This window comes from Streptomyces sp. NPDC025618 (assembly GCF_055558795.1).
In genome coordinates this window covers 212,521-237,656 of record NZ_JBVHLW010000005.1, presented here as the reverse complement: position 1 = coordinate 237,656, position 25,136 = coordinate 212,521, and the positions used below count along the sequence as shown (strand labels likewise).

General features: G+C 73.2%; 25 protein-coding genes. 12 read left to right on the top strand and 13 right to left on the bottom strand.

Translation table 11 applies throughout. The annotated features are described in order from the left end of the window. Positions 1-175: 175 nt before the first annotated feature. Positions 176-1,180, bottom strand: coding sequence for a DMT family transporter (locus ACZ4A5_RS08080; RefSeq protein ID WP_467579718.1), 1,005 nt, complete (start codon positions 1,178-1,180; stop codon positions 176-178). Positions 1,181-1,254: 74 nt separating this feature from the next. Between ACZ4A5_RS08080 and ACZ4A5_RS08075 the strand changes: the two genes are divergently transcribed. Next, complete coding sequence (locus ACZ4A5_RS08075; protein ID WP_467579715.1) at positions 1,255-2,166, top strand: LysR substrate-binding domain-containing protein; 912 nt, start codon at positions 1,255-1,257, stop codon at positions 2,164-2,166. Positions 2,167-2,190: 24 nt separating this feature from the next. Here the strand turns inward: ACZ4A5_RS08075 and ACZ4A5_RS08070 are convergent, their stop codons facing one another. Then, the gene (locus tag ACZ4A5_RS08070) at positions 2,191-2,658 is read right to left on the bottom strand and encodes a pyridoxamine 5'-phosphate oxidase family protein (RefSeq protein WP_467579712.1); all 468 of its coding nucleotides are present in this window, start codon (positions 2,656-2,658) and stop codon (positions 2,191-2,193) included. A gap of 201 nt (positions 2,659-2,859) precedes the next feature. On the opposite strand from ACZ4A5_RS08070, the gene ACZ4A5_RS08065 reads away from it, so the two are divergent. Next, positions 2,860-3,471, top strand: coding sequence for a cysteine hydrolase family protein (locus ACZ4A5_RS08065; RefSeq protein ID WP_467579709.1), 612 nt, complete (start codon positions 2,860-2,862; stop codon positions 3,469-3,471). Here the strand turns inward: ACZ4A5_RS08065 and ACZ4A5_RS08060 are convergent, their stop codons facing one another. Both ACZ4A5_RS08060 and ACZ4A5_RS08055 read right to left on the bottom strand, forming a co-directional pair. After that, positions 3,472-3,978, bottom strand: a complete 507-nt coding sequence (locus ACZ4A5_RS08060; protein ID WP_467579706.1) for a Rieske (2Fe-2S) protein — start codon at positions 3,976-3,978, stop codon at positions 3,472-3,474. 59 nt (positions 3,979-4,037) lie between these two features. Next, complete coding sequence (locus ACZ4A5_RS08055) at positions 4,038-6,089, bottom strand: alpha/beta fold hydrolase (protein WP_467579703.1); 2,052 nt, start codon at positions 6,087-6,089, stop codon at positions 4,038-4,040. Between the two features lie 71 nt (positions 6,090-6,160). On the opposite strand from ACZ4A5_RS08055, the gene ACZ4A5_RS08050 reads away from it, so the two are divergent. From ACZ4A5_RS08050 to ACZ4A5_RS08030, 5 genes are all read left to right on the top strand, one after another. Continuing rightward, positions 6,161-6,985 (top strand): HipA family kinase, encoded by an 825-nt coding sequence (locus ACZ4A5_RS08050; RefSeq protein WP_467579700.1) that lies wholly within the window; start codon positions 6,161-6,163, stop codon positions 6,983-6,985. Continuing rightward, entirely contained in the window at positions 6,982-7,377 is a 396-nt protein-coding gene (locus ACZ4A5_RS08045) for a DUF3037 domain-containing protein (RefSeq protein ID WP_361524049.1), read from the top strand. The genes ACZ4A5_RS08050 and ACZ4A5_RS08045 overlap by 4 nt, the downstream gene beginning before the upstream one ends. A 146-nt stretch (positions 7,378-7,523) precedes the next feature. Next, complete coding sequence (fabG, locus tag ACZ4A5_RS08040) at positions 7,524-8,285, top strand: 3-oxoacyl-ACP reductase FabG (RefSeq protein WP_398874251.1); 762 nt, start codon at positions 7,524-7,526, stop codon at positions 8,283-8,285. 17 nt (positions 8,286-8,302) lie between these two features. Continuing rightward, on the top strand, positions 8,303-9,055 hold the full coding sequence (locus ACZ4A5_RS08035) for an SDR family oxidoreductase (RefSeq protein WP_390750600.1): 753 nt from the start codon (positions 8,303-8,305) through the stop codon (positions 9,053-9,055). A gap of 100 nt (positions 9,056-9,155) precedes the next feature. After that, positions 9,156-9,842 carry a uracil-DNA glycosylase gene (locus ACZ4A5_RS08030; RefSeq protein ID WP_467579694.1) on the top strand — a complete coding sequence of 229 codons (687 nt, stop codon included), beginning with the start codon at positions 9,156-9,158 and terminating at the stop codon, positions 9,840-9,842. Positions 9,843-9,894: 52 nt separating this feature from the next. Here the strand turns inward: ACZ4A5_RS08030 and ACZ4A5_RS08025 are convergent, their stop codons facing one another. The 3 genes from ACZ4A5_RS08025 to ACZ4A5_RS08015 form a co-directional block, all read right to left on the bottom strand. Further along, positions 9,895-10,560 carry a hypothetical protein gene (locus tag ACZ4A5_RS08025; protein ID WP_467579691.1) on the bottom strand — a complete coding sequence of 222 codons (666 nt, stop codon included), beginning with the start codon at positions 10,558-10,560 and terminating at the stop codon, positions 9,895-9,897. An 87-nt stretch (positions 10,561-10,647) separates the two neighbouring features. Beyond that, complete coding sequence (locus ACZ4A5_RS08020) at positions 10,648-11,163, bottom strand: DinB family protein (protein ID WP_467579688.1); 516 nt, start codon at positions 11,161-11,163, stop codon at positions 10,648-10,650. A gap of 39 nt (positions 11,164-11,202) precedes the next feature. Further along, the gene (locus ACZ4A5_RS08015; protein ID WP_467579685.1) at positions 11,203-11,799 is read right to left on the bottom strand and encodes a TetR/AcrR family transcriptional regulator; all 597 of its coding nucleotides are present in this window, start codon (positions 11,797-11,799) and stop codon (positions 11,203-11,205) included. Positions 11,800-11,873: 74 nt separating this feature from the next. On the opposite strand from ACZ4A5_RS08015, the gene ACZ4A5_RS08010 reads away from it, so the two are divergent. The 3 genes from ACZ4A5_RS08010 to ACZ4A5_RS08000 all read left to right on the top strand — a co-directional run bounded on the left by ACZ4A5_RS08010 (position 11,874) and on the right by ACZ4A5_RS08000 (position 14,712). Further along, positions 11,874-13,085, top strand: a complete 1,212-nt coding sequence (locus ACZ4A5_RS08010; RefSeq protein WP_467579681.1) for an FAD-dependent monooxygenase — start codon at positions 11,874-11,876, stop codon at positions 13,083-13,085. Continuing rightward, the gene (locus ACZ4A5_RS08005) at positions 13,082-13,990 is read left to right on the top strand and encodes a Gfo/Idh/MocA family protein (RefSeq protein WP_467579676.1); all 909 of its coding nucleotides are present in this window, start codon (positions 13,082-13,084) and stop codon (positions 13,988-13,990) included. The genes ACZ4A5_RS08010 and ACZ4A5_RS08005 overlap by 4 nt, the downstream gene beginning before the upstream one ends. A gap of 86 nt (positions 13,991-14,076) precedes the next feature. Next, positions 14,077-14,712 (top strand): maleylpyruvate isomerase family mycothiol-dependent enzyme, encoded by a 636-nt coding sequence (locus ACZ4A5_RS08000; RefSeq protein WP_467579673.1) that lies wholly within the window; start codon positions 14,077-14,079, stop codon positions 14,710-14,712. Here the strand turns inward: ACZ4A5_RS08000 and lnt are convergent. Continuing rightward, positions 14,681-16,243, bottom strand: coding sequence for an apolipoprotein N-acyltransferase (lnt, locus tag ACZ4A5_RS07995; RefSeq protein ID WP_467579670.1), 1,563 nt, complete (start codon positions 16,241-16,243; stop codon positions 14,681-14,683). The genes ACZ4A5_RS08000 and lnt overlap by 32 nt on opposite strands. Before the next feature lie 336 nt (positions 16,244-16,579). Between lnt and ACZ4A5_RS07990 the strand changes: the two genes are divergently transcribed. Next, positions 16,580-17,761 (top strand): terpene synthase family protein, encoded by a 1,182-nt coding sequence (locus ACZ4A5_RS07990; RefSeq protein WP_467579667.1) that lies wholly within the window; start codon positions 16,580-16,582, stop codon positions 17,759-17,761. Here ACZ4A5_RS07990 and ACZ4A5_RS07985 read toward each other — a convergent pair. Genes ACZ4A5_RS07985 through ACZ4A5_RS07965 form a run of 5 tightly spaced genes read right to left on the bottom strand, consistent with a single transcriptional unit; the run spans position 17,653 to position 22,005 of the window. Then, positions 17,653-19,044 carry a cytochrome P450 gene (locus ACZ4A5_RS07985; protein WP_467579664.1) on the bottom strand — a complete coding sequence of 464 codons (1,392 nt, stop codon included), beginning with the start codon at positions 19,042-19,044 and terminating at the stop codon, positions 17,653-17,655. The genes ACZ4A5_RS07990 and ACZ4A5_RS07985 overlap by 109 nt on opposite strands. A 38-nt stretch (positions 19,045-19,082) precedes the next feature. Next, positions 19,083-19,721 carry a GTP-binding protein gene (locus ACZ4A5_RS07980; protein WP_467579661.1) on the bottom strand — a complete coding sequence of 213 codons (639 nt, stop codon included), beginning with the start codon at positions 19,719-19,721 and terminating at the stop codon, positions 19,083-19,085. Then, positions 19,702-20,067: a DUF742 domain-containing protein gene (locus tag ACZ4A5_RS07975; protein ID WP_398874227.1), complete on the bottom strand. Its 366-nt coding sequence runs from the start codon at positions 20,065-20,067 to the stop codon at positions 19,702-19,704. Before ACZ4A5_RS07975 ends, ACZ4A5_RS07980 begins: the two co-directional genes overlap by 20 nt. Then, positions 20,064-20,450, bottom strand: coding sequence for a roadblock/LC7 domain-containing protein (locus tag ACZ4A5_RS07970; protein ID WP_390750684.1), 387 nt, complete (start codon positions 20,448-20,450; stop codon positions 20,064-20,066). Before ACZ4A5_RS07970 ends, ACZ4A5_RS07975 begins: the two co-directional genes overlap by 4 nt. 25 nt (positions 20,451-20,475) lie before the next feature. Next, complete coding sequence (locus tag ACZ4A5_RS07965) at positions 20,476-22,005, bottom strand: ATP-binding protein (RefSeq protein WP_467579656.1); 1,530 nt, start codon at positions 22,003-22,005, stop codon at positions 20,476-20,478. Between the two features lie 410 nt (positions 22,006-22,415). Here ACZ4A5_RS07965 and ACZ4A5_RS07960 point away from each other — a divergent pair, with 410 nt between their 5' ends. After that, complete coding sequence (locus ACZ4A5_RS07960) at positions 22,416-25,133, top strand: ATP-binding protein (protein WP_467579653.1); 2,718 nt, start codon at positions 22,416-22,418, stop codon at positions 25,131-25,133. Positions 25,134-25,136: the final 3 nt, after the last annotated feature.

Here is a 25,136-nt window from a genome sequence, read left to right as displayed (position 1 = left end):
CCCCCCCCCCCCCCCCCCCCCCCCCCCCCCCCCCCCCCCCCCCCCCCCCCCCCCCCCCCCCCCCCCCCCCCCCCCCCCCCCCCCCCCGGTCCGGGCGGGGCGCTACGGGCGTTACGACTGACGGCGCCCGCGCCCTGGGGTTCGACCCCCGGTCGGCCTTCCGCTGCCCTGGGGCTCAGCCCTGGCCGGTCTTCCGCCTGGGCTTGCTCTGGGTGAGCGCCGCACCGGCCAGCACGACGAGGGCGCCGACCGGGGTGTTCCAGGAGAGCCGCTCGCCGAGAAGGGCGACGCCCGCCACCGTGGCGACGACCGGGGTGAAGTACGTCGTCAGGGTCGCGGTCGTCGGCCCCACCTCGGCCACCAGCCCGTACTGCACGAGGAAGGCGACCCCGGTGCCCAGCGCGCCGAGCGCGAAGATCGCCAGCACCGACACGGCGGGGAAGGAGGTCGGCAGGGGGCTCACCAGCGGGGCCACGACGGCGAGTTGGACGGTGCCGAGGAGGAGCTGGCCGCCGGCCGTCGAGAGGTGGGAGCCGCCGGTGGCGGAGAGGGTCCGGCGCACGTAGATCCAGCCGACCGCGTAGCTGGCCGAGGCGATCAGCGCCATCACCGTGCCCGCGGGGTCCTGACCGGAGAAGCCCTGCCAGGCGCCGAGCACGGTGAGCACGCCGAGGAAGCCGATCCCCAGCCCGGCGAAGCGGCGCCGGGTGGGCCGGTCCTCGGACAGCGCGACGAGGGAGAGCACCATGCCCCAGAGCGGGGTCGTGGCGTTGCAGATGCCCGCCAGGGTGGAGGGGATGCTCAGCTCGGCGTAGGCGAACAGCGTGAACGGCAGCGCGTTGAGCAGGAACGCGGCGACCGTGAGGTGGGCCCAGGTGCGGGCGCCGCGGGGCAGCCGCTCCCGCTTGACGGCCAGCGCCACGCCGAGCACGGCCGTGCCGAACAGCATGCGGCCCAGCGAGACGTAGAGGGGCGCGAAGCCGTCGGTGCCCACCTTGATGAACAGGAAGCTGCACCCCCAGATGAGGGCGAGCGCGCCGAACCGGATCCTCCAGTCCACGCCGGGGCGGCCCCGTCGGCCGGGAGCCGTCCTGCTCGAAGAAGCCGCGGGCGAGGAGGCGGCGGCCGGGGGTGCGGAGGGCGTGGAGGAGGCGGGAGTGGTGGTGGTCACGGTGCGCATGTGCACAACAATGAGCGACGCGACGGATTAGAACAAGCAAATAAAAACGAACACCATCGCGTAGCATCGCTTATATGTTGAACCTGGACCGCCTGCGTACCCTCAGCGCCGTCGCCCGCCATGGCTCCGTCAGTGGCGCGGCGGACGGCCTCCATGTGACGACGTCCGCCGTGTCGCAGCAGCTCGCCAAGCTGGAGCGGGAGACCGGCCAGCAGCTGCTGGCCAAGCAGGGCCGCGGTGTGCGCCTCACCGACGCCGGCCGGCTGCTCGCCGACCACGCCTCGCGGATCCTCTCGCAGGTCGAGCTCGCCCAGGCCGACCTGGAGGCCCAGCGCGGTCAGGCCGTCGGCGAACTGCTGGTCGGCGCCTTCCCCACCGCGGCCCGCGGCCTCTTCCCCGCCGCGCTCGCCGAGCTGCGCGAGGCCCACCCCCAGCTGCGCGCGCGGCTGACCGAGATGGACCCCGACAGCGCGGTGCCGCGCGTGGTGCGCGGTGACATCGACCTCGCGGTCGTCCTCGACTGGTACAACAAGCCGCTGCCCATGCCGGAGGGCTTGGCCAAGGCGCCCCTCCTCGACGACCTCGCCGACGTCGCGGTGCCGGCCGGCCACCCGCTCGCCGGGCGGCGGGAGGTGGAGCTGGAGGAGTTCGCCGACGACGAGTGGATCTCCTGGCCCGACGGCGAGTTCTGCCACGACTGGCTGATGCTCACGCTGCGCGGCAAGGGCGTCGAGCCGCGCATCTCCCACATGGCCGAGGAGCACCCCACCCAGCTCGCGCTGATCGCGGCCGGGCTCGGGGTGGGCATCGCGCCCCGCCTCGGCCGGGGGCCCGTGCCGGAAGGCGTGCGCGTGCTGCCCGTGCGGCACACCATGCGCCGCCACGTCTACGCGATCTGGCGCGCCGACGCCGACCGCAGGCCCTCGATCCGCGCGGCCGTCGACGCGCTGCGCACCGTGGGGGAGAAGGTCTCCGGGCAGGCGTGAGGTCCCGGCTCCGCAGGGGCCGGGTCAGCCGTGCGGCAGCTTGCGGAAGTCCCAGGACGCCAGCGTCTTCGGGACCAGCCGCAGCCAGGCGTGGCGGCCGTCGTGCGGCATGGCCGGCAAGCCGAAGTGCTTCGCCGCGAACAGGGCTTCCGGTGCGTCGAGTTCGGGGCAGGCAAGCCCCGTGCGCGGCGCCTCGCCGACGCATTCCGCCGTCCCGCTGAGCTCGGCCCCGCGCAGCTCTCCGTACGCCTCGCCGTCGTCGATCACCACCGCCATGCGGGCGTCGCGCCGGAGCTCGGCCCAGCGGCGGCTGCGCACGAGGGAGTACAGCCAGAGGGCGTGCCCGTCCCAGACGAACCACAGAGGGGTGACGTGAGGGTGCCCCTGAGGGCCGAGGGTCGCCACCCGGCAGGTGCGCTGTTCCGCGAGGAAGGCGTCCAGCTCGGCGCGCGTCATCATGACGCGGCGGCCTCGGCGTTGGGCGGTGGCCATGGGTCTGCCCCTTCGCTCTACTGACGGGTCATCAGAAATCCTGCGGTCCCTGGCGATTCCGCGCAATGGGCGGCGGCCCTCTTTCCCGCCGGTCTCCGTGACGACCCCCGCGCAGGGACCCCCTCTTCCCGCGGATCCGCGCGGCAGCGGGGAGAATCGCGGCAGCACCGACCCGACCCCGCCTCCGTATGGGAGCCCACCGTGCCGTCCGAGACCGTGTTGCTCACCGTCGAATGCCAGCGTGGCGTCATAGGGCCCGAGAGCGCCCTGCCCGAACTCGCCGCCGCCGCCCGCACCTCCGGCGCACTCGCCAACATCGCCCGCCTGGTGGCCACCGCGCACGCCGCGGACATCCAGGTCGTGCACGCCCTCGCCGAGCGGCGCCCCGACGGCCGCGGCGCCGGGCACAACGCACCGCTGCTGCGCGCCGCCGAGCGGCTGCCCGTACAGCAGTTGGCAGGCAGCACGGCGGTCCGCGTCGCCGACCCGATACCGGTCGGCGACGCGGACCTCGTCGTACGGCGGCTGCACGGGCTCTCGCCCCTCGCCGGTACGGGCCTCGACGCGCTGCTGCGCAACCTCGGCTGCCGCACCCTCGTGATCACCGGAGTCTCGGCGAACGTCGCGATCCCCAACGCCGCCTTCGACGCCGTCAACCTCGGCTACACCGCCGTCGTTCCCACCGACGCCATCGCCGGGGTGCCCGCCGACTACACGGCCGCGATGATCCGCCACACCCTCGCGCTCGTCGCCGGCCTCACCACCACCGGGGAGCTCCTGCGTGAGTGGCACCGCCCCCGGCGCACGGGCTGATCACGCCAGGTGGATCGTGTCCCCTCGCACGGTGACCCGCTCCGCGGGCAGGGGCTTGTGCGCCGGGCCGTGCCGCACGCTGCCGTCCTCGGCGCTGAACTTGCTGCCGTGGCACGGGCAGCTGATGGTGCCGCCCGAGACGTCGCGCACCAGGCAGCCCTCGTGCGTGCAGATCGCCGAGAACGCCTTGAACTCACCCTTCGCGGGCTGGGTCACCACCACCTTGCTGTCCGCGAAGACCTTCCCGCCGCCCACCGGGATGTCGGCGGTCTTCGCCAGGGCCCCGGCCGCCCCCGAGGAGGAGGCGTCTGAGGCTCCGGGGGCGCTCGCCGACGCATCCGAGGCGCCCGGCGCCTCGGAGGACCCCGGTGCCGAGGCGCTCTGCCTGTCGTCGGATGTGCCGTCCGAGCCGCACGCGGCGAGCGCGGCCACGAGGCCGGAGACCCCGGCTGCCGCGACGACGGTACGACGGCTCGCGCCGGACCGGACCGGTGACGTATGCGTCATGTTCGCTCCTCTGGGCTTGTCGGTTCCCTGGAGTCATACGGCCCCGATGGCGGCCGTGTTCAACTGTTCAGAGCGTTTCTCAGGAAGTTCATCTCGAACAGCAGCAACTGCCCGGCTGTGCCGCCGCCCGCCATATGAGTCGCCCCCGACAACGGCAGCACCGTGTGCGGCCTGCCCGCCGCCAGCAGCGCGGCGGACATCCGCAGCGTGTGGGCCGCGGTCACGTTGTCGTCCGCCAGGCCGTGGATCAGCAGCAGCGGCCTGCTCAGCAGCGGCGCGTCGTGGATCGTCGAGGAGCGGGCGTAGTTCTCCGGCTCCTCGTCCGGATGGCCCAGGAACCGCTCCTTCCAGTGCGTGTCGTACAGCCGCTGATCGCTCGGGGCCGCGCCGGAGACCGCCGCGTGGAAGACCTCCGGGTGCCTGAGGACCGCGGCCGCGGCCAGCGTGCCGCCGAACGACCAGCCCCGGATGCCCACCCGGCCCAGGTCCAGGTCCGGGCAGTGCGCGGCGGCCGCCCGCAGAGCGTCGATCTGGTCCTCCAGCACGGGCGTCAGCTGGTCGCCGCGGACGGCCTTCTCCCACACCGGCCCGCGCCCCGGCGTCCCCCGGCCGTCCACCGTGAGCACGGCGAAGCCCTGGTCGGCGAACCACTGCGCGACGCACGCCGCCCACGTCCGCGCCCGCACGGCCAGCCGCGACCCCGGGCCGGCATAAGGGAACAGCAGCACCGGCAGCTTCCGCGTGCCGGGCTCGTGCCAGGACGGCAGGAAGAGCGTGCCGGGCAGCTCCCGTCCGCCGAGCGTCAGGAACTCCGGGCGCGGCGTGACCAGCGGATCGGCGACCAGGGAGCGGAGTCCGCCGACGGGAGCGCCGTCGCGAAGGACCGTCACCGTGTGCCCGGCCGGGGTCTGGCTGTCGAGCACCACCGTGGGCCCGCCCATGGCCGCGGTGTGCGTCCCGGGCTCCCGGCTGAGCCGGGTGAGGCCGGCCTGTGGCTCGTACGTGTACACATGCCGCTCGAACGGCCCGTCCCAGGCGGTGAAGAGGACGCGCTCGCCGTCCGTCCCGAGCACCTCGGCGAGCTGGAGGCCCTCCGGCGTGCGGAATCCGCCGATCGCCAGCCCCCTGGTGCCGCCCTCCTCCCAGGGAGCGACCGGTGTGCCGGAGGCCGTACGGGCCGGGGTGCCGGGCACCAGCTCGACCCACGCCGGGTCGTGCCGCTGCCACAGCGGGCGCGTCGCGCCCGTACCCGGATCGACGGCCAGCACGAGCAGCCGCCGCTGGTCGCGGCTCTGCACGCTGATCACCGGGCCGTGGGCGTCCCAGTGGGCCGTGGCCAGATACTCGAACGCCGCGCGGTCCCACGTCACTTCCGCGCGCCCGCCGTCCGGCGTCACCACATGGAGGGTGACCTCGGCGTTGGCGGTGCCCGCCGCCGGATAGCGGAACGCCCGGGGCGGCCTCGCCGGGTCGGCCGGGTCGCCGAGGTGCCACAGGGGCATGGGCGTGGGGTCCACGCGGGCGACGAGCAGGGCGCTGCCGTCGGGCGCCCACCAGTAGCCGCGCCGCCGCCCCATCGACTCGGCGGCGGCGTGCTCGGCCAGGCCGTAGGTCACCTCGGGCGCCTCCGGCGCGAGGCACAGCCGCTCGGTGCCGTCCAGGGACATCACGCGCAGCGCGCCGTCACTGACGTAGGCGACGTGGCGGCCGTCCGGCGAGGGCCGGGGATCCACCGCGGGGCCCGCCGCCGGCAGGGGGAAGGACGGCCCGCCGGACGTACGGACCGCGTGGAGCGCGCCGCCCACGGTGTGGACGACCAGGCGGACGTCCCGGTCCGTCGCGTACGACACGATGCCTTCCGACCGTTCGCGGGCCCGCTCCCGCCGGACGCGCTCCGCCTCCGGCAGCGGGCCGTCCGTCACCTCCGGCGAGGCGAGCAGCCGTTCCCGCCCGCCCTCGTACAGCCACAGCTCGCCGAGCGGGTCCAGGCCGCCGCGCGTGCGGGTGAACACGACGCGGTCGCCGTCCGGGGAGACGGTGAAGTGCCCCGGCGCGCCGAGCGAGAAGCGCCGGCTGAGGGCGAAGCGGCGGGGGAAGGCGGAGAGGTCCATGGCGGGCACCCTGGCAGGGGCGGCCCGCGGGCGCGACCGGATTTGCCCCGGCACCGCAGTAGCCTGGGGCAATGCTCCCCGAAGTCATCGCCACCCGCTATGTCACGCCCTTGCGTGAGGGTGGCTCGCTCCCCGGCATCGTCGAGGCCGACGATCTCGGTACGTACGTCATGAAGTTCACCGGCGCCGGACAGGGCCGCAAGACGCTGGTCGCCGAGGTGATCTGCGGCCTGCTCGGCCGCGCCCTCGGGCTGCGCGTGCCCGACCTGGCGCGGATCCAGCTCGACCCGGTCATCGGCCGGGGCGAGCCGGACCAGGAGGTGCAGGGGCTGCTCAAGGCCAGCGGCGGGCTCAACCTCGCCATGGACTTCCTGCCCGGCGCCCTCGGCTTCGACCCGCTGGCCTTCGAGGTCGACGCGGCCGAGGCCGGGCGCGTGGTGTGGTTCGACGCGCTCATCAACAACGTCGACCGCTCCTGGCGCAACCCCAACCTGCTGGTGTGGCACGGCCGGATGTGGCTCATCGACCACGGCGCCACCATGATCTGGCACCACAACTGGCCGAGCGCGCGGGCCGCGGCGGCCAGGGCGTACGACGCCTCCGACCACGTCCTCGCCTCCTTCGGCCCGGACCTCGCCGCCGCCACGGCCGCCCTCGCCCCGCGGGTCACCGAGGAGTTGCTGACGGAGGTCGCCGCCGACGTGCCCGACGAGTGGCTCGTGGACGAGCCGGGCTTCGACGGCCCGGACGCCGTGCGCCGCGCCTACGTGGAGGTGCTGCTGGAGCGCGCCGCCTCGATCGGCGACCGCACCACCGTGGGCGAACGCAGCAAGAACAAGCCCTCGCAGGCGCCGGAGTGGGTGCGTGTCAGGCTCGACGGAAGGGCCGGGACATGACCGGGCGCCACAACGGACGTGACGTTTTCGAATACGCGCTGCTGCGCGTCGTCCCCCGCGTCGAGCGGGGTGAGCTGATCAACGCCGGGGTCGTCGTCTACTGCCAGGCGAAGTCCTTCGTCGCCGCCCGCGTCCACCTCGACGAGGCGCGGCTGCTGGCCCTGGACCCGACGGCCGACGTCGCGGGCGTACGGGCCGCGCTGGGCGCCGTCGAGGGCGTCTGCCTCGGCGGGGAGCGGGCCGGACAGGCCGCCGGTGACGATCCGGGGCGGCGCTTCCGCTGGCTGATCGCCCCGCGCAGCACCGTCGTGCAGCCCGGCCCGGTGCACACCGGCCTCACCGCGGACCCGGAATGCGAGCCGGAACGCCTCCTCGACCTGCTGGTCAGGTGAGCGACGAGGCGTTGACAGCGGGTGGCGGGGCTTCTAGCGTCTGATCCGCCGAAGGTACTAAGCGGTCGCTCACCCGCCGGCGCGGGCGGGCGGTCCGCCGGGGCCCCTCGGCGCCGTCGACGTTTCCGAGGTGAGGAGAGCCCCGCATGTCCACCACCGAGCAGCGCGTAGCCGTTGTCACGGGCGCGGCCCGTGGCATCGGCGCGGCGACCGCCGTCCGGCTGGCCGAGGAGGGCCGGGCGGTCGCCGTCCTCGACCTCGACGAGGCGGCCTGCGCGGACACCGTGGAGAAGATCACGGCGGCGGGCGGCAAGGCCCTCGCCGTCGGCTGCGACGTCTCCGACGCCGCCCAGGTCGAGGCCGCCGTCGCCCGTGTCGCGGCCGGGCTCGGCGCCCCGGTGATCCTCGTCAACAACGCCGGTGTCCTCCGAGACAACCTGCTGTTCAAGATGAGCGAGGACGACTGGGACACCGTCATGAACGTGCACCTGCGCGGCGCGTTCCTGATGTCGCGCGCCTGTCAGAAGCACATGGTCGACGCGGGCTTCGGCCGCATCGTCAACCTCTCCAGCAGCTCGGCGCTCGGCAACCGCGGGCAGGCCAACTACGCCGCCGCCAAGGCCGGCATGCAGGGCTTCACCAAGACGCTCGCCAAGGAGCTCGGCAAGTTCGGCGTCACCGCCAACTCCGTCGCGCCCGGCTTCATCGCCACCGACATGACCGCCGCCACCGCGGCCCGCGTCGGCATGGGCTTCGAGGACTTCAAGACCGCGGCGGCGAGCCAGATCCCCGTGCAGCGCGTCGGCGAGCCCGCGGACATCGCCAACGCCGTCGCCTTCTTCACCGGCGAGCAGGCCGGCTTCGTCTCCGGCCAGGTGCTGTACGTGGCCGGCGGACCGCTCAACTGACGGGGGAGGACGGACACATGACCGTGCAGGACAGCGGAAAGGTCGCGCTGGTCACCGGCGCCAGCCGCGGCATCGGCTACGGCATCGCCGAGGCGCTGGTCGCCCGCGGCGACCGGGTCGTCATCACCGGGCGCAACGAGGACGCCCTCAAGGCCGCCGTCGAGTCCCTCGGCGCCGACCGCGTGATCGGCGTGGCGGGCAAGGCCCACGACGAGGCCCACCAGGCCGCCGCCGTGGAGCGCGCGATGGAGACCTTCGGGCGCGTCGACCACCTCGTCAACAACGCCGGTACGAACCCGGTGTTCGGTCCGATCGCCGACCTCGACCTCGCGGTCGCCCGGAAGGTCTTCGAGACCAATGTCATCTCGGCGCTCGGCTTCGCCCAGCAGACCTGGAAGGCGTGGCAGAAGGAGAACGGCGGGGCGATCGTCAACATCGCCTCCGTCGCCGGCCTGGGCGCCTCGCCGTTCGTCGGCGCGTACGGCATCAGCAAGGCCGCCATGGTCAACCTCACGCTCCAGCTCGCGCACGAGATGGCGCCGGGCGTGCGGGTCAACGCCATCGCCCCGGCGGTGGTGAAGACCAAGTTCGCCGCCGCCCTCTACGAGGGGCGCGAGGCGGAGGCCGTCGCCTCCTACCCGCTCGGACGGCTGGGGGTTCCGGAGGACATCGGGGGCGCGGCCGCCTTCCTGCTCTCCGACGCCGCGGGGTGGATCACCGGGCAGACGCTCGTGATGGACGGCGGAATCCTGCTCAACGCGGGATTCTGACCGGCTCCCGGCCCTCTCCGGGGGGCCGGGCGTCAGACGTTGTCAGTGGTCGCCGGTAGGTTCTCCGTCGAGAGTGGAACGAACCCCGGAGGTTGTTGGCGTGACCGTCACCGACATGCTGCCCGAGTCCTGGCGCGAAGTCCTCGGCGAGGAGCTGGAAAAGCCCTATTTCAAGGAGCTCACCGACTTCGTCGAGGAGGAGCGGGCGAAGGCGCCGGTCTATCCGCCGCGCGGCGAGGTCTTCGCCGCGCTGGAGGCCACGCCGTACGACCGGGTGAAGGTCCTCATCCTCGGCCAGGACCCCTACCACGGCGCGGGGCAGGGGCACGGCCTGTGCTTCTCCGTCCGGCCCGGCGTGAAGACCCCGCCCTCTTTGCGGAACATCTACAAGGAGATGCGCGAGGAGCTCGGCCACGAGGTGCCGGACAACGGCTTCCTGATGCCGTGGGCCGAGCAGGGCGTGCTGCTGCTCAACGCGGTCCTCACCGTCCGCGGCGGCGAGCCCAACTCCCACAAGGGCAAGGGCTGGGAGAAGTTCACCGACGCGGTCATCCGCGCGGTGGCCTCCCGGCCCGACCCGGCCGTCTTCGTGCTGTGGGGCAACTACGCCCAGAAGAAGCTCCCCCTGATCGACGAGACGCGGCACACCGTCGTCAAGGGCGCCCACCCCTCGCCGCTGTCGGCGAAGAAGTTCTTCGGCAGCCGCCCCTTCACCCAGATCAACGAGGCGGTCGCGGCCCAGGGCCACGAGCCGATCTCCTGGCGGATCCCCGACCTCGCCGTCTGACCCGGCGGCCGCGAGGAGGCCGTGCCCGCAGGCGCGGGCTCCTCGCCGGGCGTCAGTGCCCGTACACCTGGCCGCAGATGCGCGAGGCGTCGCTGCCCTGCTCCCAGTGGCCGTAGGTGCGCCCGAGTGAGCAGACGCCGCCGCCGGAGCTCCGGGGCGGTGCCGCCGGCCGGGGTTCGGCGGCGCGGCCGGCGGCGGGGGGTGCCTGCGGCGGATTGCGGGGGAGGGGGGAGTCCTCGCCGGCGGGGCCGGGCCGGCTCGGCTGCTCCGGCGGGCGCCCGGAGGTCTCGGCCGGGCCTGTACCGCGCGACGGGGACGAGGAGTTCCGCGGCGGGCTCTTCGCCGGCTCCGAGGGCCGGGAGTCGTGCGAGGCGGGCGGACGGTCCGCCGGCGCCCGGGGGGCGGCCGGGTCCGCCGGTGCCGGGTCGGCGGGGTCCCTGGGGGGCCTGGGTTCTCCGGGGCTCCAGCCGTCCGCGGGTGTCCCCGGTGGCGCGTGGGAGGCCGGGTCCCGTGAGGGGCCGCCCGGCGGGCCGCCCGAGGCGTCCGATCCGATGTCGATCAGGGCCTCGCGGGGCCGGCCCGGGCCGATCGGCCCGCCGGGGCGGGAGAGGGAGTGCGCTCGGCCGTGGCCGGCGGGCTGGGGGGAGACGGCCACGCACCCGGTGGCGGCCACGAGGGCCGCTGTCACCAGGGCGGTCGCCGCGGGCAGGCGATGCATTCGGTCAACTCTGCTGCCTGCTCGGGCGTGTTGGGAATTCCCCGCATGGGTGACGCGCTGGTGTCACCGGCGGTCCCGCCCCGGCGCTCAGTCGCCGGTCGCGCCGTCGATGCGCTCGCGGATGAGGTCCGCGTGGCCGTTGTGGCGGGCGTACTCCTCGATCATGTGCGTATAGATCCAGCGCAGGTCGAACTCCTCGCCGTCGCGGCTGTGGACGCCCCGGTCGTCGAGGGAGCGGCCGCGTGCCGCCTCGCGGGCCGCGGCGATCTCCGCCTGCCAGGTGGCGTACGCCTCCTCCCAGGTGTCCCGCTCGGTGACGTGGATGTCACCGTCGGGGTCCTCGTCGCTGTAATAGATCGGCCCCGCCTCGTGTTCGGCGGCGAGCACGCGCCGGAACCAGCCGCGTTCCACCTCGGCCATGTGCCGTACGAGGCCCATGAGGTTCAGCGGCGAGGGCGGCGCCGAGGGCTCGCGCAGCTGCCGGTCGTCCAGCCCCGCGCACTTGAGGGCCAGGGTCGCGCGGTGGTAGTCGAGCCAGCTCTCCAGACTGGTGCGTTCGTCGGAGACGGTGGGCGGCTCGGGGCGTTCGCTCGTGGTCGTCATGGGGGCATCCTCCGCCCGGGCGCGCGGCGCCGCCACGGATTATCGCTCCAGCATGCCGCGCAGCATTTCACCGGCGCCGGCGCGGAGCTGCCCGAGGTCCGGGGCGTCGGTGTGGAAGGACCCGGCGACGCAGGAGAACATCATCCCCTCGCACCACGCCACGAGGGACAGCGCGTGCCGTTCCGGGTCGCGGGACCCGTTCGCGGCCATCAGGCGGGTGAGGGGATCGCGGAAGACGCGGCCCGCCGAGTCGTAGATCCGCCGCAGCTCGGGCCGCCGGGCCGCCTCCAGCGCCAGCTCGTAGCGGGCGATCAGCAGCGCCTGCTGCCCCGTCAGCGAGCGGTGCAGCGCGAGCGCGACGGCCTCGGCGAGCGCTTCGCGCCCGGCGTCCGGGCCCGGCAGCTCGGGCAGGCCCAGCACCTCGCTCTCGCGCAGGGCCAGCCGCCGCACCGCGGCCTCCAGCAGGGCGAGCCGGGTGCGCGCCTGGTTGGAGGTCGAGCCGAGCGGCAGCCCGGCCGCCTCGTCCACGGCACGATGGGTCAGCCCGCGCATGCCGCGCTCGGCGAGCAGTGCGAGTGCGGTGTCGGCGATCAGCTGGGCGCGCGCGGGACCGGTGGCGGTCTTCTCGACTGGCATGCGACCCAACCTATCGCCATCACTACAACGGTAGTAACCTGACGGCAACTACACCCGTAGTAACGGAGGGAATCATGCGCGAACTCCGCGCGGTCGTCATCGGCGGCGGCATCGGCGGCCTCACCGCCGCGGCCGCCCTGCACCACCGCGGCTGGACCGTCACCGTGCTCGAACGCGCCGCGTCGCTCGAACCCGTCGGCGCGGGCATCGCCCTGGCCGCCAACGCCCTGCGGGCCCTCGACACCTTCGGCGCGGGCGACGCCGTACGGGGCCTGTCCGCCTGGCGGGCCGAGGGCGGCCTGCGTCTGCCGAGCGGCCGCTGGCTCTCCCGTACGAGCGGCGAGGCCGCGGCCGAGCGCTTCGGCGGCCCGGTCGTCGTCGCCCACCGCGCCGCACTCGTCGCCCTCCTCGCCGCGCGGCTCCCCGAAGGGGCCGTGCACACCGGCGCCCCCGCCACGCTCGTCGACCCCGGCGGCCCGGGGCGGCCCGCCAGGGTGGCCGCCCCCGAAGGTGACCTGGAGGCCGACCTCGTCGTCGGCGCCGACGGGATACGCTCCGCCGTCCGCGGCACCCTCTTCCCGCACCACCCGGCCCCGCGCTTCACCGGCCTCACCGCCTGGCGCATGGTCGTCCCGCCGCCCGCCCGGCCCTTCCCCGCCCACGAGACCTGGGGCCGCGGTCTGCTCTGGGGCACCGTCCCGCTGCACGACGGGCGCGTCTACGCCTACGCGCAGGCCAAGGCACCCGCCGGGAGCCGCGCGCCCGACGGTGAACTCGCCGCACTGCGCCGCCTGTTCGGCGGCTGGCACCACCCCGTCCCCGACATCCTCGCCGCCACCGACCCCGCGGCCGTGCTGCGCAACGACATCCACACCTCCGCGGCGCCGCTGCCCGCTTATCACCGCGGCAGGGTCGCGCTGCTCGGCGACGCCGCCCACCCCATGACCCCGCACCTCGGCCAGGGCGGCTGCCAGGCCGTCGAGGACGCCGTGGTCCTGGCCCACCTCCTCGACGAGGCCGACAGCGACCCCGCCCGCGCGCTGCCCGCCTACACCGGGCAGCGCCTGCCCCGCACCACGGACGTCGTCCGCCGCTCCGCCCGCGTCGGCCGGCTCACCGCCCTCTCCTCCGCGCCCGCCTGCGCCCTGCGCGACGCGGCCGTCGCCGTGGTGAACCGCGTCGGCCCCCGCCTCGCCCTGCGGAGCCTCGACGGAGTGGCCGACTGGCGGCCACCCGTACACCCGTATGCTGCTCAAACGGAATCGCGATCCCAGGAGGCTCTGTGAAGGTCGGCTGCATCGGACTCGGAGACATCGCGGAGAAGGCGTACCTTCCCGTTCTCGCCTTCCGGCCGGAGCTGGAGCTCCACCTCCACACCCGCACCGAGGCCACCCTCCACCGGATCGGCGACTCCTGCCGGGTCCCCCGCGAGCGGCGCCACACCACGCTCGACGGGCTCCTCGCGGCCGGTCTCGACGCGGCCTTCGTGCACGCCGCCACCGCCGCGCACCCCGAGATCGTCACCCGCCTCCTCGACGCCGGCGTCCCGGTCTACGTGGACAAGCCGCTCGCCTACGACCTCGCCACCAGCGAGAAGCTCGTGCGCCTCGCCCAGGAGCGCGGGGTGAGCCTGGCGGTCGGCTTCAACCGGCGGCACGCGCCCGCCTACGCGCAGTGCGCCGACCACCCGCGCGAGCTCGTCCTCATGCAGAAGAACCGCGTCGGCCTCGCCGAGGATCCCCGCACGCTCGTCTTCGACGACTTCATCCACGTCGTCGACACCCTGCGCTTCCTCGTCCCCGGCACCGTCGACCACGTCGACGTGCGGGCCAGGGTCCGCGACGGACTCATGGAGCACGTCGTGCTCCAGCTCTCGGGCGACGGCTTCACCGCCATCGGCACCATGAACCGGCTGAGCGGCTCCACCGAGGAGATCCTGGAGGTCTCCGGCCAGGACACCAAGCGGCAGGTCGTCAACCTCGCCGAGGTGATCGACCACAAGGGCCAGCCGACTGTCCGCCGCCGCGGCGACTGGGTGCCGGTCGCGCGGCAGCGCGGCATCGAGCAGAGCGTGCTCGCCTTCCTGGACGCGGTGCGGTCGGGCACGGTGCTCGACGCGACCGACGCCCTGCGCACCCACGAACTGTGCGAGCGGATCGTCCTGACCGCACTGGAGCAGGCCGCCTCCTGAACCCCGCCCGGCCATAGCGATCGCTGCCGGCCGTGAGAAGCAACCGTTCTTGGACGCCGGCCCGCGCTGCCGACACCCTTGGCGACATGGACATCAGAAGCGCGATCGCCGCCGAACGCCGAGAATTCGCCGACGTGTTGGACGGCCTGTCGCCCGAGCAGTGGGACGCGCCTTCCCTGTGCGCCGGGTGGCGGGTGCGGGAGGTCGCGGCCCATATGTCGCTCGGCTTCCGCTATTCCGTCCCCCAGGTGATGTGGCAGCTCGCCAAGGCCCAAGGCGGCCTCCACCGGATGACCGACCGGTGTGCCCGTGAGGACGCGGCCCGCTTCTCACCGCGCGAACTCGCGCGATTCCTCCGGGACAACGCCCACCACCCCTGGACGCCGCCGGTCGGCGGCTTCGAGGCGGCACTGGGGCACGACGTCGTCCACGGCCTGGACATCACGGTCGCGCTCGGCCTCGGCCGACGGGTGCCCGAGGACCGGGTGCGGGTGCTGCTGGAGAGCGCGACGCCCAAGAGCGCGAAGTTCTTCGGCGCGGACGTGGCGGGGGTCGAGCTGCGGGCGGTGGACCTCGACTGGTCCTTCGGGGCCGGCGCCCCGGTGTCCGGCACGGCTCAGGACCTCCTCCTGCTCCTCTTCGGCCGCAAGCTCCCGCCCGGCCGCCTCCAGGAGGGCGCCCCGGACCGCTTCACGGCCGCGCAGGACGGCCCGGCCGCCTGAAGCGGCGGACCACGCGCAGGCAGACGTACGCCACCACACACGCCGCCGAGCCGATCACCGTCCAGTCGCCCGTGCGCGCGTACGGACTCGTGCCCCGCGCCAGCGGGAGCTCGTAGACCTCCGGCGTACTGCGGTCGGTACCCAGGCGGCGGCCCACGGTCCGGCCGCGGGCGTCGGTCGCCGTACTGACCCCCGTCAGGGTCGCGTGGACCATCGGGCGCCAGCTCTCGGCGGCACGGAAGGACGCGAGGGAGGCGTGCTGCTCCGGAGCCCAGCTGTGCTGGAAGCTGGAGGTCGAGGACTGGGCGACGAGCACGTCCGCGCCGTCGTCCGCCAGCGTCCGGCTCATGTCCGGAAACGCCGTCTCGAAGCACACCAACGGCCCGATCCGCAGCACCCCCTGACGCGTGGTCACCTTCATCACCACCTGATGGGTGCCCCGCTTGCGGTCCTCGCCCGCCGCCTTGCCCACGGACGTGGCCCAGCCCAGGAGCGAGCGCGCGGGCACGTACTCCCCGAACGGCACCAGCCGCATCTTGTCGTAGCGATCGCCCGTGGGCCCGTCCGGCCCGACCAGCACGGAGCTCTTGAAGATGCCGGGCCGGTCCGAGCGCCGCGCGTCGACGTTCACCAGCAGCTCGGCACCGACCGTACGGGACAGCGCGGCCAGCCGCTTCCGCAGGTCGGCGCCGCGGCCCAGGTCCTCGCCGACGCTGCTCTCGCCCCACACCACCAGATCCACGCGCTTTCCGGTCAGTTGGCGGGTGAGCTCCTCCTCGCGGTCGAAGCGCCGCCGCGGGCTCAGATCGCCGGCGACGACACCCGGCTGGACGACGGCGATCCGCACGCTGCCCGCGCTCCGTGGCTCAGGGGCCCACAGCCATACGGCAGTTACGGAGAGTGCGCACCCGAGCACCCCCGCCACGCCCACGGCCGATCCGCTCGTATGTGCGCCAAGCGGCCGAATCATCAATGTGACAGCGGTGTTCAAAGCCACCAGGAGGAAACTAACCAGCCAGATCCCGCCCACCGAAGCGACCTTCAAAGCGGGTGCGACCTGCCATTGACTCGCCCCGAACAGCCCCCAGGGGCCGCCCAAATACTCCCAGGAACGGGCAAGTTCGACCATCAACCAGCCGGACGGCACGAGGGCGAGAGCGGCCAGCGCCCGGCCCGCCCCTGGTGAGCCGCTCAGCAGCCGATGGGTGAGCAGGCCCCACGGGGCCCACAGCAGCCCCAGCAGCGCGGCCAGCACCAGAATGAAGATATGGAGGCTCGGTAGCAGCCAGTGATGAACGGCCAGCAGGAAGCCCGCGCCGCCGAGCCAGCCCTCGAATGCCGCCCGGCGGCCGTCGGCGGCCGAGCGGAGCAGCAGCAGCCACGGCACAAGGGCCACATAGGCAAGCCACCACCACGCCGGCACCGGGAAGGTCAGCGCGGGCAGGGCGCCGACCAGCACCGTAGCGACCGCGCGCGGCCAGGGGCGGGTGAGAAGAGCTGTGCGCCGCTCGGCCGACGGTGTGATCGCCATCCTGTGCCTCCCTTGTGCCCGACGGCCCTCCGGCTCCGGAGATCGTCGATCGTTCGTCCGTCCCACGCGTGCGCGAGTTCCGGCCATCCCGGGGATCTTCGAACAGTGCGGGCCGCTCGGGAAAAACCCCGACAACGGCGCGCAATATTCAACCGTTCCTACCCACCTGGAAAATGCCTTTGGCTTGATTCGATCAAAAACGGTCCAATGTGGACCTTGCGTCGCGCGCTGGAAAGGTGTGAGTGGGTATGTGCAGCGGGTTGTCCGTGGTCCACCATGGGCAGGTAACCGCGCAAAAGTGGACAGGAACGCTGTGGGTCGGCCCGGGGAGGCGGCGTGACAGGCGTGCGAGAACGCATCGCAGTACAGCCATTGGAGAGCATGCCCTTCTACTGCCCGATACCGCCTGCCGCGCATCCCCGCCTCCGGGAGATCGACGCCGCCTCGGTGGACTGGATGCTCGAACGAAAGCTCGACACCTCGCCTCATCAACGGCAGCGTCTCGTCCGGTGCGACTTCGGCGGCCTGACCGCCAGGACCATGCCCTACGGCCAGGTCGGCCCGCTGGGCGTGGTCGCGAAGCTGCACTCGGTGCTCTTCTCCCTGGACGACGCGGTCTGCGACGAGGCCGGTGCCACGGCTCACGGCCTGGCCCATGTCACCTCGCGCATCATGCGCGTCCTGGAGGCACCCACGCCGCAGTGGCCGGATGACACGCCCCACGCGGCCGCGCTTCGCGCCATCCGCACGGAGCTGGTCGAGCACGCCAGCTCCCGCCAACTACGGCGCTGGACCGAGGGCATGCGCACCTATCTGTCCGGACTGGTGTGGGAGGCGGCCTGCCGCCGTGACCGGGCGCTGCCGTCCCTCAGCGACTACGCCGCGATGTGGATGCGCGCGATCGGGATGGCCCCGTCCACGGCCCTCATGGACGTCGCGGGCGGCTACGACCTCGACGACCACGACCTCGACCGGCCCGAGGTCCGGGCCCTCACCGAGATGACCTGGACCCTCGTGGCCTGGGACAACGACTTCTACTCACGGAACAAGGAGATCCAGCGGGCCGGTGACAACCTCAACCTGATCGACGTCCTCGCCCAGGAGCGGGACTGCGAGCCCGCCCGCGCCCAGGAAGAGGCCATGGCGATGCGCGATCGCGTCATGACCCTCTTCCTGCGGTTACGCGATCAGCTCTGGCCGCGGGCCGGGGTCGAGCTGCGGTGCTATCTGGTGGCGTTGGCGCACTTCATCCGGGGCCATCTCGACTGGGCCTCGGAGTGCGCCCGCTACGCCGACCCGTACGGCGCGACCGTCGCCCGGTGGTGGAAGTCCGCACCCTCGGACGACAGCCTGGCACCGCTGCCCATCCCCTCCATCGCCTGGTGGTGGGAGCAGCTGGAGGCCGACCCCTATCCGCGCCGCAGCCAGCTCCGCAGCGACCGCCACCACGACCACGACCCCCGCGGCGCCGGGGCGTGGGCCGGGGGAGCGGGCGTGGCCACCGGCTGCACCGGCTGAGCGACCCGGTCCGGCTCCGCCGGACCGGCGTCCCGCGCGTCCTCCGGCGGGGCCGGAGCGCGGGGCGTGAACTTGACCGGCAGCTCCAGCAGATGACGGGACATCAGCGCGGAGGAATACCTCAGCTCGGACTCCTCCACCGCCAGCGTGAGGTCGGGCAGCCGCAGGAGCAGGGCGTCGATGCCCGTGTCGGCGATCGCCCGGCCCACGTCCTGGCCCGGGCACTCGTGCTGGCCCCCGCTGAAGGCCAGGTGCGAGCGGTTGCCGTGGATCGGGGCGTCCGGGTCGGGGCGGACCACCGTGTCCATGTTGGCGGCGGCCAGCCCCAGCACCAGGGCGTCACCCTGCTTGATGTGCTGTCCGGCCAGCTCGGTGTCCTGGGTGGCCCAGCGGCCGAGGATGGTGATGAACGGCGGCTCGTCCCACAGCACCTGCTCGACCGCGTCCGGCAGCGTCATGTGACCGCCCGCGAGCGAGGCCCGGAAGCGGACGTCGGTGAGCACCATCTTCAGCGTGTTGGCGATGAGGTTCGCCGTGGTCTCGTACGCCGCGATCAGCACCAGCCGCAGGTGCTGCATCACCTCGTCGTCGGTCAGCCCCGAGGGGTGTTCCAGCAGCCAGCTGGTGAAGTCGGCCCCCGGCTCCGCGTGCTTGCGGGCCACGAGCTTGCGGAGCGTCTCCAGGACGAACGCGTTGCTGGAGACCGCCGTCTCGGTGCCCTTGATCATGTCCCGGGCGGCATTGACCAGTTCCGGGCTGTACGCCTCGGGCATGCCGAGCAGCTGCGTCATCGCCATCATCGGCAGCTGCTCGGCGAACTGGTGCACCAGGTCCGTGCGGCCCGACCGGCAGAACCGGTCCACCAGCTCGTTGGAGAAGCGCGTGACATACCGCCGGATCCCGCGCTTGTCGAAGCGCGCGATGCTGTCGTTGACCGCGCCGCGCCAGCGCTCGTGCTGCTGGCCGTCGGCGAAGACGCAGATCGGCTGCCAGGTGGCGATCGGCGCCAGCGGGTGCTCGGGGGTGAGCCGGCCCTCCCGCGACTCCCGCCAGAGCCGGGCGTCGCGGGAGAACCGCGAGGGGGTGCGGGCCACGTCCAGGTTCTCGCGGTAGCCGAGGACCAGCCAGGCGGGGAGGTCGCCGTGCAGCAGGACGGGCGCCACCTGGCCGTGCTCCTTGCGGAGCCGCTCGTACAGCCCCATGGGGTTGCTCTCGGCCTCCGGCCCGTAGAGCCGCGTGACGCCGCCCGGGCCGTGGGCCGCCGGGCACTGGGGGGGAGGCACGACGGCAGCGTCGGCGCGGGAGTGTTCTGGAGGGAGGTTCACTGGGGCTCCGGGGAGACGGTCGTGAGGGTGTAGAGATAGCGCATGAGGGTGAGCAGGGTGTCGCGGCAGGAGGCCCGGTCCCGGGCGTCGCACTCGACCATGGGCACGGACTCGTCGAGGTCCATCGCGGCCCGCAGCTGGTTCATGGGGTAGGTGGGGGCCTCGGGGAAGCGGTTGACGCCGACGACGAACGGCACGCCGCGCTCCTCCAGCCGGCCGATCACGTCATAACTGACCTCCAGCCGCCGGGTGTCGAGCAGCACCACCGCGCCGAGGGCCCCCTCGAAGAGGCCGTTCCACAGGAACCAGAAGCGCTCCTGGCCGGGGGTGCCGAACAGATACAGCACCAGCTGCTCGTTGATGCTGATCCGGCCGAAGTCCATGGCCACGGTGGTCTCGGTCTTGTGCTCGATGCCGGCGAGGTCGTCGACGCCGACCCCGGCCTGGGTCATCGTCTCCTCGGTGGTCAGCGGACGGATCTCGCTGACCGCCCCCACCAGGGTCGTCTTGCCGACCCCGAACCCGCCGACGATGACGACCTTGACGGCCGCGGTGGCCGAGGCCGGCAGGACGTCCTCGCTGCGTGGCCCCGCGTGGGTGTCGGAGCCGCGGGCGTCAGAGCCTTTGCAGTCCATTCATCACCGCCTCCAGAAGTTGGACGTCGGGCAGCGCGGCCGCCGGCACCGGCGGCCGGGCCTCCACCTGGCTGCCGGCCAGCAGCTCCGTGAGCAGCAACGTCAGCGTGCTGACGGGCAGCTCCAGATAGGCCGATATCTCGGCGACCGACAGGGGGTAGTCGCACATCCTGACAATGGCGGCGTGCTCGGGCTGGAGCCCCGGGTCGGTCTCCGTCCGGGACACGATCAGCGTCACCAGATCGAGCTCTGCCTTCTTCTCCGCGCGCGTCTGACCGCCAGTGAGGATGTACAGCCGGTCCGGACTGCCTGGCGCCGTCGCGGGGTCGGGTCCGGCGCCGGTCATGTCATGGACCCACTGACCCGCGGCGGGCTGGTGAGGTGCGAGCCGATGCGGGCCACCAGGTCCCGCATCCGCATGCCCATCAGTTCGGCGTCGACGTCGTCGTCGGCCAGCACCGCCAGGAACGCTCCGGCCCCGGCGGCCATCAGATAGAAGAATCCGCCGTCGACCTCGATGACGACCAGGCGCATCTGCCCGTCCCCGTGCGGGAATTCCGCGGCGATGGCCGTCGAGAGACTCTGCAGACCGGCACAGGCGGCGGCGAGGCGGTCCGCGGCGTCCGGATCCGTGCCGTGCTGGGCCATGCGCAGGCCGTCCGAGGACAGCACGATCACGTGGCGGGTCTGCGGAACACTGGTTGCCAGGTCCTTGAGCATCCAGTCCATGTTGAACCGCGGCTGCGTCACTTGGCTACTCTTCCTTGTCTGACGGGGTATCACTGTCCGGCCGGGTGGCGTCCGGCTCCGGGGTGTCCCCGTTGAGTCCTCTGGTGAACGCGCCCAGCCACATGCCGGGCTGCTTGGGGGGTTCCTCCGGGTCGGCCTGCCGGACCGGCCGCGCGGTCTCGGCCCGCTCCCGCTCCCTCTCCCGCTGGGCGGCGGCCGCCCGGCCGAAGGGGAGCGGCGCGGGGCCGCGGCGCCGGCGGCGCTGGGGCAGCCCGCTGTCCCCGAGCGGCGGGGGCACGAGGTGCTCCATCATCGGCGGCGGTGCCTCGGGGCCGGGCGCGGGGATCTTCTGGCCGGGCCGCCGCTTGGACTTGAAGGGAGGAAGCTTGGGCGCGCGCGCGATGTCGCCGCCGGGGTGCTTGCTCGCGGTGATCAGGTCCATGGGGATGACCAGCACCGCGCGCACGCCGCCATAGGCGGAGGGCCGCAGCGACACCAGGAAGTTGTAGTCGCGGGCGAGCCTGCTGACCACCGCCAGACCCAGCCGCGGCGCCTCGCCGAGGTCGTCCAGGTCCAGGGCGCCCTCGCGGTTGAGCACCCGGTCGGTGCGGCGGCGGGCCTCGTCGGTGAGGCCGACGCCGGCGTCCTCGATCTCCACCGCGATGCCGGACTGGATGTCGACGGCGGTGAGGTGCACCCGGGTCTGCGGGGGTGAGTAGCGGGTGGCGTTGTCCAGCAGCTCGGCCAGCGCGTGGATCACGGGCTCGACGGCGGCCCCGACCACGGCGACGTCCGCCACCGAGTGCAGGTCGACCCGCCGGTACTCCAGGATCCGCGACATCGCGCCGCGCAGCACGTTGTAGAGGGGGATCTCGTTCTTCCACTGGCGGCCGGGGCGGGAGCCGCCCAGCACCGCGATGCTGTCCGCGAGCCTGCCGGTCAGGGCGTTGCCGTGGTCGAGGTGGAGCAGATCGCCGAAGACGTCGGGGTCGTTGCCGTGCTTGTGCTCCATCTCCCGGATGTCGTACGCCTGTTGGTGCACGATGGCCTGCACCCGGCGGGCGATGTTGACGAAGGCGCGCTGCGCGGAGTCACGCAGCCCCTCCTCCGCCTGCACCGCCTCGATCACGGACTTGAGCACCGAGCGGTGCGCGGCCGCGTACCCCGGCTCCAGGTCGTGGGCCGGCAGGGTGTGGCGCAGGACGACCTCGGTCGGCTCGCCCCGCTGGAGCAGGCGGATCGCCTTGGGCAGCAGCTCCTTGGCCAACCGCCGTGTCTCCGCCTCGTGTTCGTCGAGCTGGTGGCGGAGCGTGGCCTCCTGCTCGGAGCACCGGCGGCGCAGCGCGGCGATCACCCGTCCCCGCCGGGCGGCCTCCGAGGCGGCCAGCGCCACCGCCACCGTGGCGACGGATCCGCACCAGGCCACCGGGGCGCGGGCATCCGGCGTCACGGCGAAAACCGCCGCTCCCGTGCATACCGCCAGCACCAATGGGGAGATCAGCCATATCAGCGCGGAGACGGGCCGCCGTTGAACAGACGAACCGGTACCAACCATCGAGATCCTCGGAACGTATCGGAAGGCGTGGGTGCCGGAGCGCAGCGTTCTCCATGACCTGTGAGAACGGCGGCAGCACAGCACTTGTCCGCAGCGTGTCGTGGTCGTCACGACCCGTTGCGCGTCTGGAGCGTAGCCTGTCGCGCGGCGCTCCGGCGTGAAGTTGTCATATTCGCTGATTGGCCTGACGAGGGAATTCGAAAGCCTGCATAATGCGCTGCGAGGTGAATTCCGAAAACGCTTACGAATTGCCTGAATAAGATTTCGATCAGTTTCGGACATCGCCTTCCGGCCGGTTCCGGCCCCGGCCTGAAGGTCACGCTCCCGGGTGGTGCCTCTGTCGAACGCTGCCCCTGGTCCCGCGGACGGGGTTAGGCTCGCTCCACCACATCCTCCGGGGAGACAACGCCATGTCAGGGCCTCAGCGTGAACAGAACGCATCCGCCGCCCTGTTCGAGCGTGAGCTCGAGCTCAAGACCGCGGTGCAGGCCGTGCACCGCTTGTGCGGGCACGTCGAAGAAGGGAGGACCCGGCTCGGTGGCCTGCTGCTCTACAGCGGCGAAGCGGGCCTCGGCAAAACGGCCTTGCTGACCGAGGTCCGGCGATACGCCACGGAGAGCTGCCAGTGCACGGTGCTCTTCGCCCGCGGCAGCGAGTCCGCGCGGTCCGTCCCGTTCAACGTCGTGCGGCAGCTGGTCCAGCCGCTCCTGGCCGGGATGTCGTCGGACGCGCGCAAGGAACTGCTCAGCGGCTGGTACGACATCGCCGGCCCGGCGCTCGACATCGCCCCGCCGATCGGGCCGCAGGACCCCCAGGGCGTCCGCGACGGACTCGACTGGCTCATCACCCAACTCGCCACCATCCACGAGCCGGTGCTCCTCGTCATCGACGACGCGCACTGGGCCGACGCCGAGTCGCTGGCCTGGCTGACCTCCTTCGCCGCGCGGCTGCGCGAGACGCCGATGCTCGCGGTCATCGCCTACCGCCCGGCCGAACTTCCCGAGCACACACCGGCGTTCCGCGACCTGGTCGAGGGCCGCTCCTCCCGGCCCGTCGCGCTGCGGGCCCTGACGCCCGACGCCGTCGCCCGGCTGGTGCACAAGGCCTATGGCGACGAGGCCGACGCCCCGTTCTGCCGTGAGGTCTGGGCGGTCACCGGCGGCAATCCCTACGAGGCCGTCGAGCTGATCGCCAAGTCCCGTGACCGCGAGCTGACACCGATCGAGGAGTCCGCCTCCCTGCTGCGCGACCTCGGCGCGGAGACCCGGGGCAGCGGCCTGGTGACCGCCGTCGAGCAGCTCGGCGCCCCGGTCCTGCGGTTCGCGTTCGCCGCGGCCGTCCTCGGCACCGAGATCTCGCCGACCATGGCGGCGAACCTCGCCGCCATGGGTCCCGCGCAGGCCGACGAGTGCGCGGACAAGCTGCGCAAGGCCCGCATCCTCAGCGGCACCGACCGCCTGGAGTTCGTCCACCCGCTGATCGCCACCGCTTTCTACCGGGCGATCCCGGCGGCCACCCGCACGGCGATGCACGGCCAGGCCGCCTGGGCGGTCACCGACGCCGGACAGGGCGCGGCCGCCGCCTCCCGCCACCTGCTGGAGGTCCACCCCGACGACGACGCCGAGCTGGTCGCACAGCTGCGGGTGGCGGCCCGTGAGCACCTCGCCGTCGGCGCCCCCGACGCGGCCCGCCGCTGTCTGGAGCGCGCGCTGCACGAGCCCCCGCCCGAGGAGGAGCGGGCCTCGCTGCTGTACGAACTGGGCTGCGCCACCCTGCTGACGTCGCCGCCCACCACCGTCAACCACCTCAGGACGGCGCTCGCCCTGCCGCACCTCACCGATGAGCTGCGGGTCGACGCCACCTTCCGGCTCTCCCAGGCGTACGCCCACAACAACCAGCTCCAGGAGGCGGCGCAAGTCGTCGCCGTCCAGGCCGAGCACACCCCGCCGGGGCCGGGCAGGATGCGGCTCCAGGCCGCGCACTATCTGTGGCAGGGCATCCAGGTCGAGGAGCAGGACTCCCAGGGCCGGTCGCGGCGGATCGCCGAGCTCGCCGACCACCTGACCGGCCGGGACAACTCCGAGCGCGCGCTGCTCGCGCTGCGCGCCTTCGACGGCATGATCCGCAGCGAGGACGCCGTCCACGTCGTCGAACTCCTCGACCGCATCATGGTGGACGGGCGGCTGCCCAAGGGCCTGGACTGGACGAACAGCCAGTGGGGCTTCGAGCTCCCCAGCATGATCGGCATCACCTACGCCTACGCGGACCGGCTCGACCAGGCGGAGGAACTCTTCAGCGAGGCCGTGCACGACTTCGAGCTCTCCGGCTGGCGTGGTGCCCATCTCGCGTTCGCCCACCACTTCCTGGGCCTGGCACACCGGCGCCGCGGTGAGCTGGTGGAGGCCGAGAAGCTGATCCGCAACGGGCTCAGGCTGGCCAACCGCCTCGGTCCCGACCTGCCCATCCAGTGGGACGGCACCTACCTGCTGATCGACACGCTGCTGGCCCGCGGCCAGGTCGAGGCCGCGCAGGCGGTCGCCGAGGAGAACGGATTCCGTGCGCCCTACTCACCGGCGATCGTCATCCCGGACGCCGCCTGCCTGGCCGGTCGGCTCCTGCTCGCCCGCGGGCGCACCAAGGAGGCGATCGCCGAGCTGGAGGCGGCGGGCCGCAGGCTGGAGGAGCGCGGCAGGCACCACACCCTCTGGGCGCCGTGGGCCTTCGACCTGGCCGACGCGGTCGCGCCCGAGGACCCCGAGCGCGCCCGGTCGCTCGCCGGGCAAGCGGTGCGGCACGCCGCCCGGTTCGGCACCGACACCGCCGTCGGTGAGGCGCTGCGCCGGTCGGCCGCGGTGTGCGAGCCGGCCGAGGCGCTGGCCAAGCTCGACCAGGCCGTGACCCACCTCCGCAGGTCGCCCTGCGCGTACGAGTTCGCGGCCGCGCTGGTCGACCACGGTGTGGCGCTGCGCAGGGCGGGGCTGGCCGAGAAGGCCGCCGAGCGGTTCCGCGAGGGGCTGGCCCTGGCCGAGAAGTGCGGCGCGGACGGCCTGATCGAGACGGTCCGCGTCGAGACCGAGCTGGCCGTCGCTCCCGAGGAGGTGGAGTCGCCGGTGACAGCCCAGGGGTGAGCC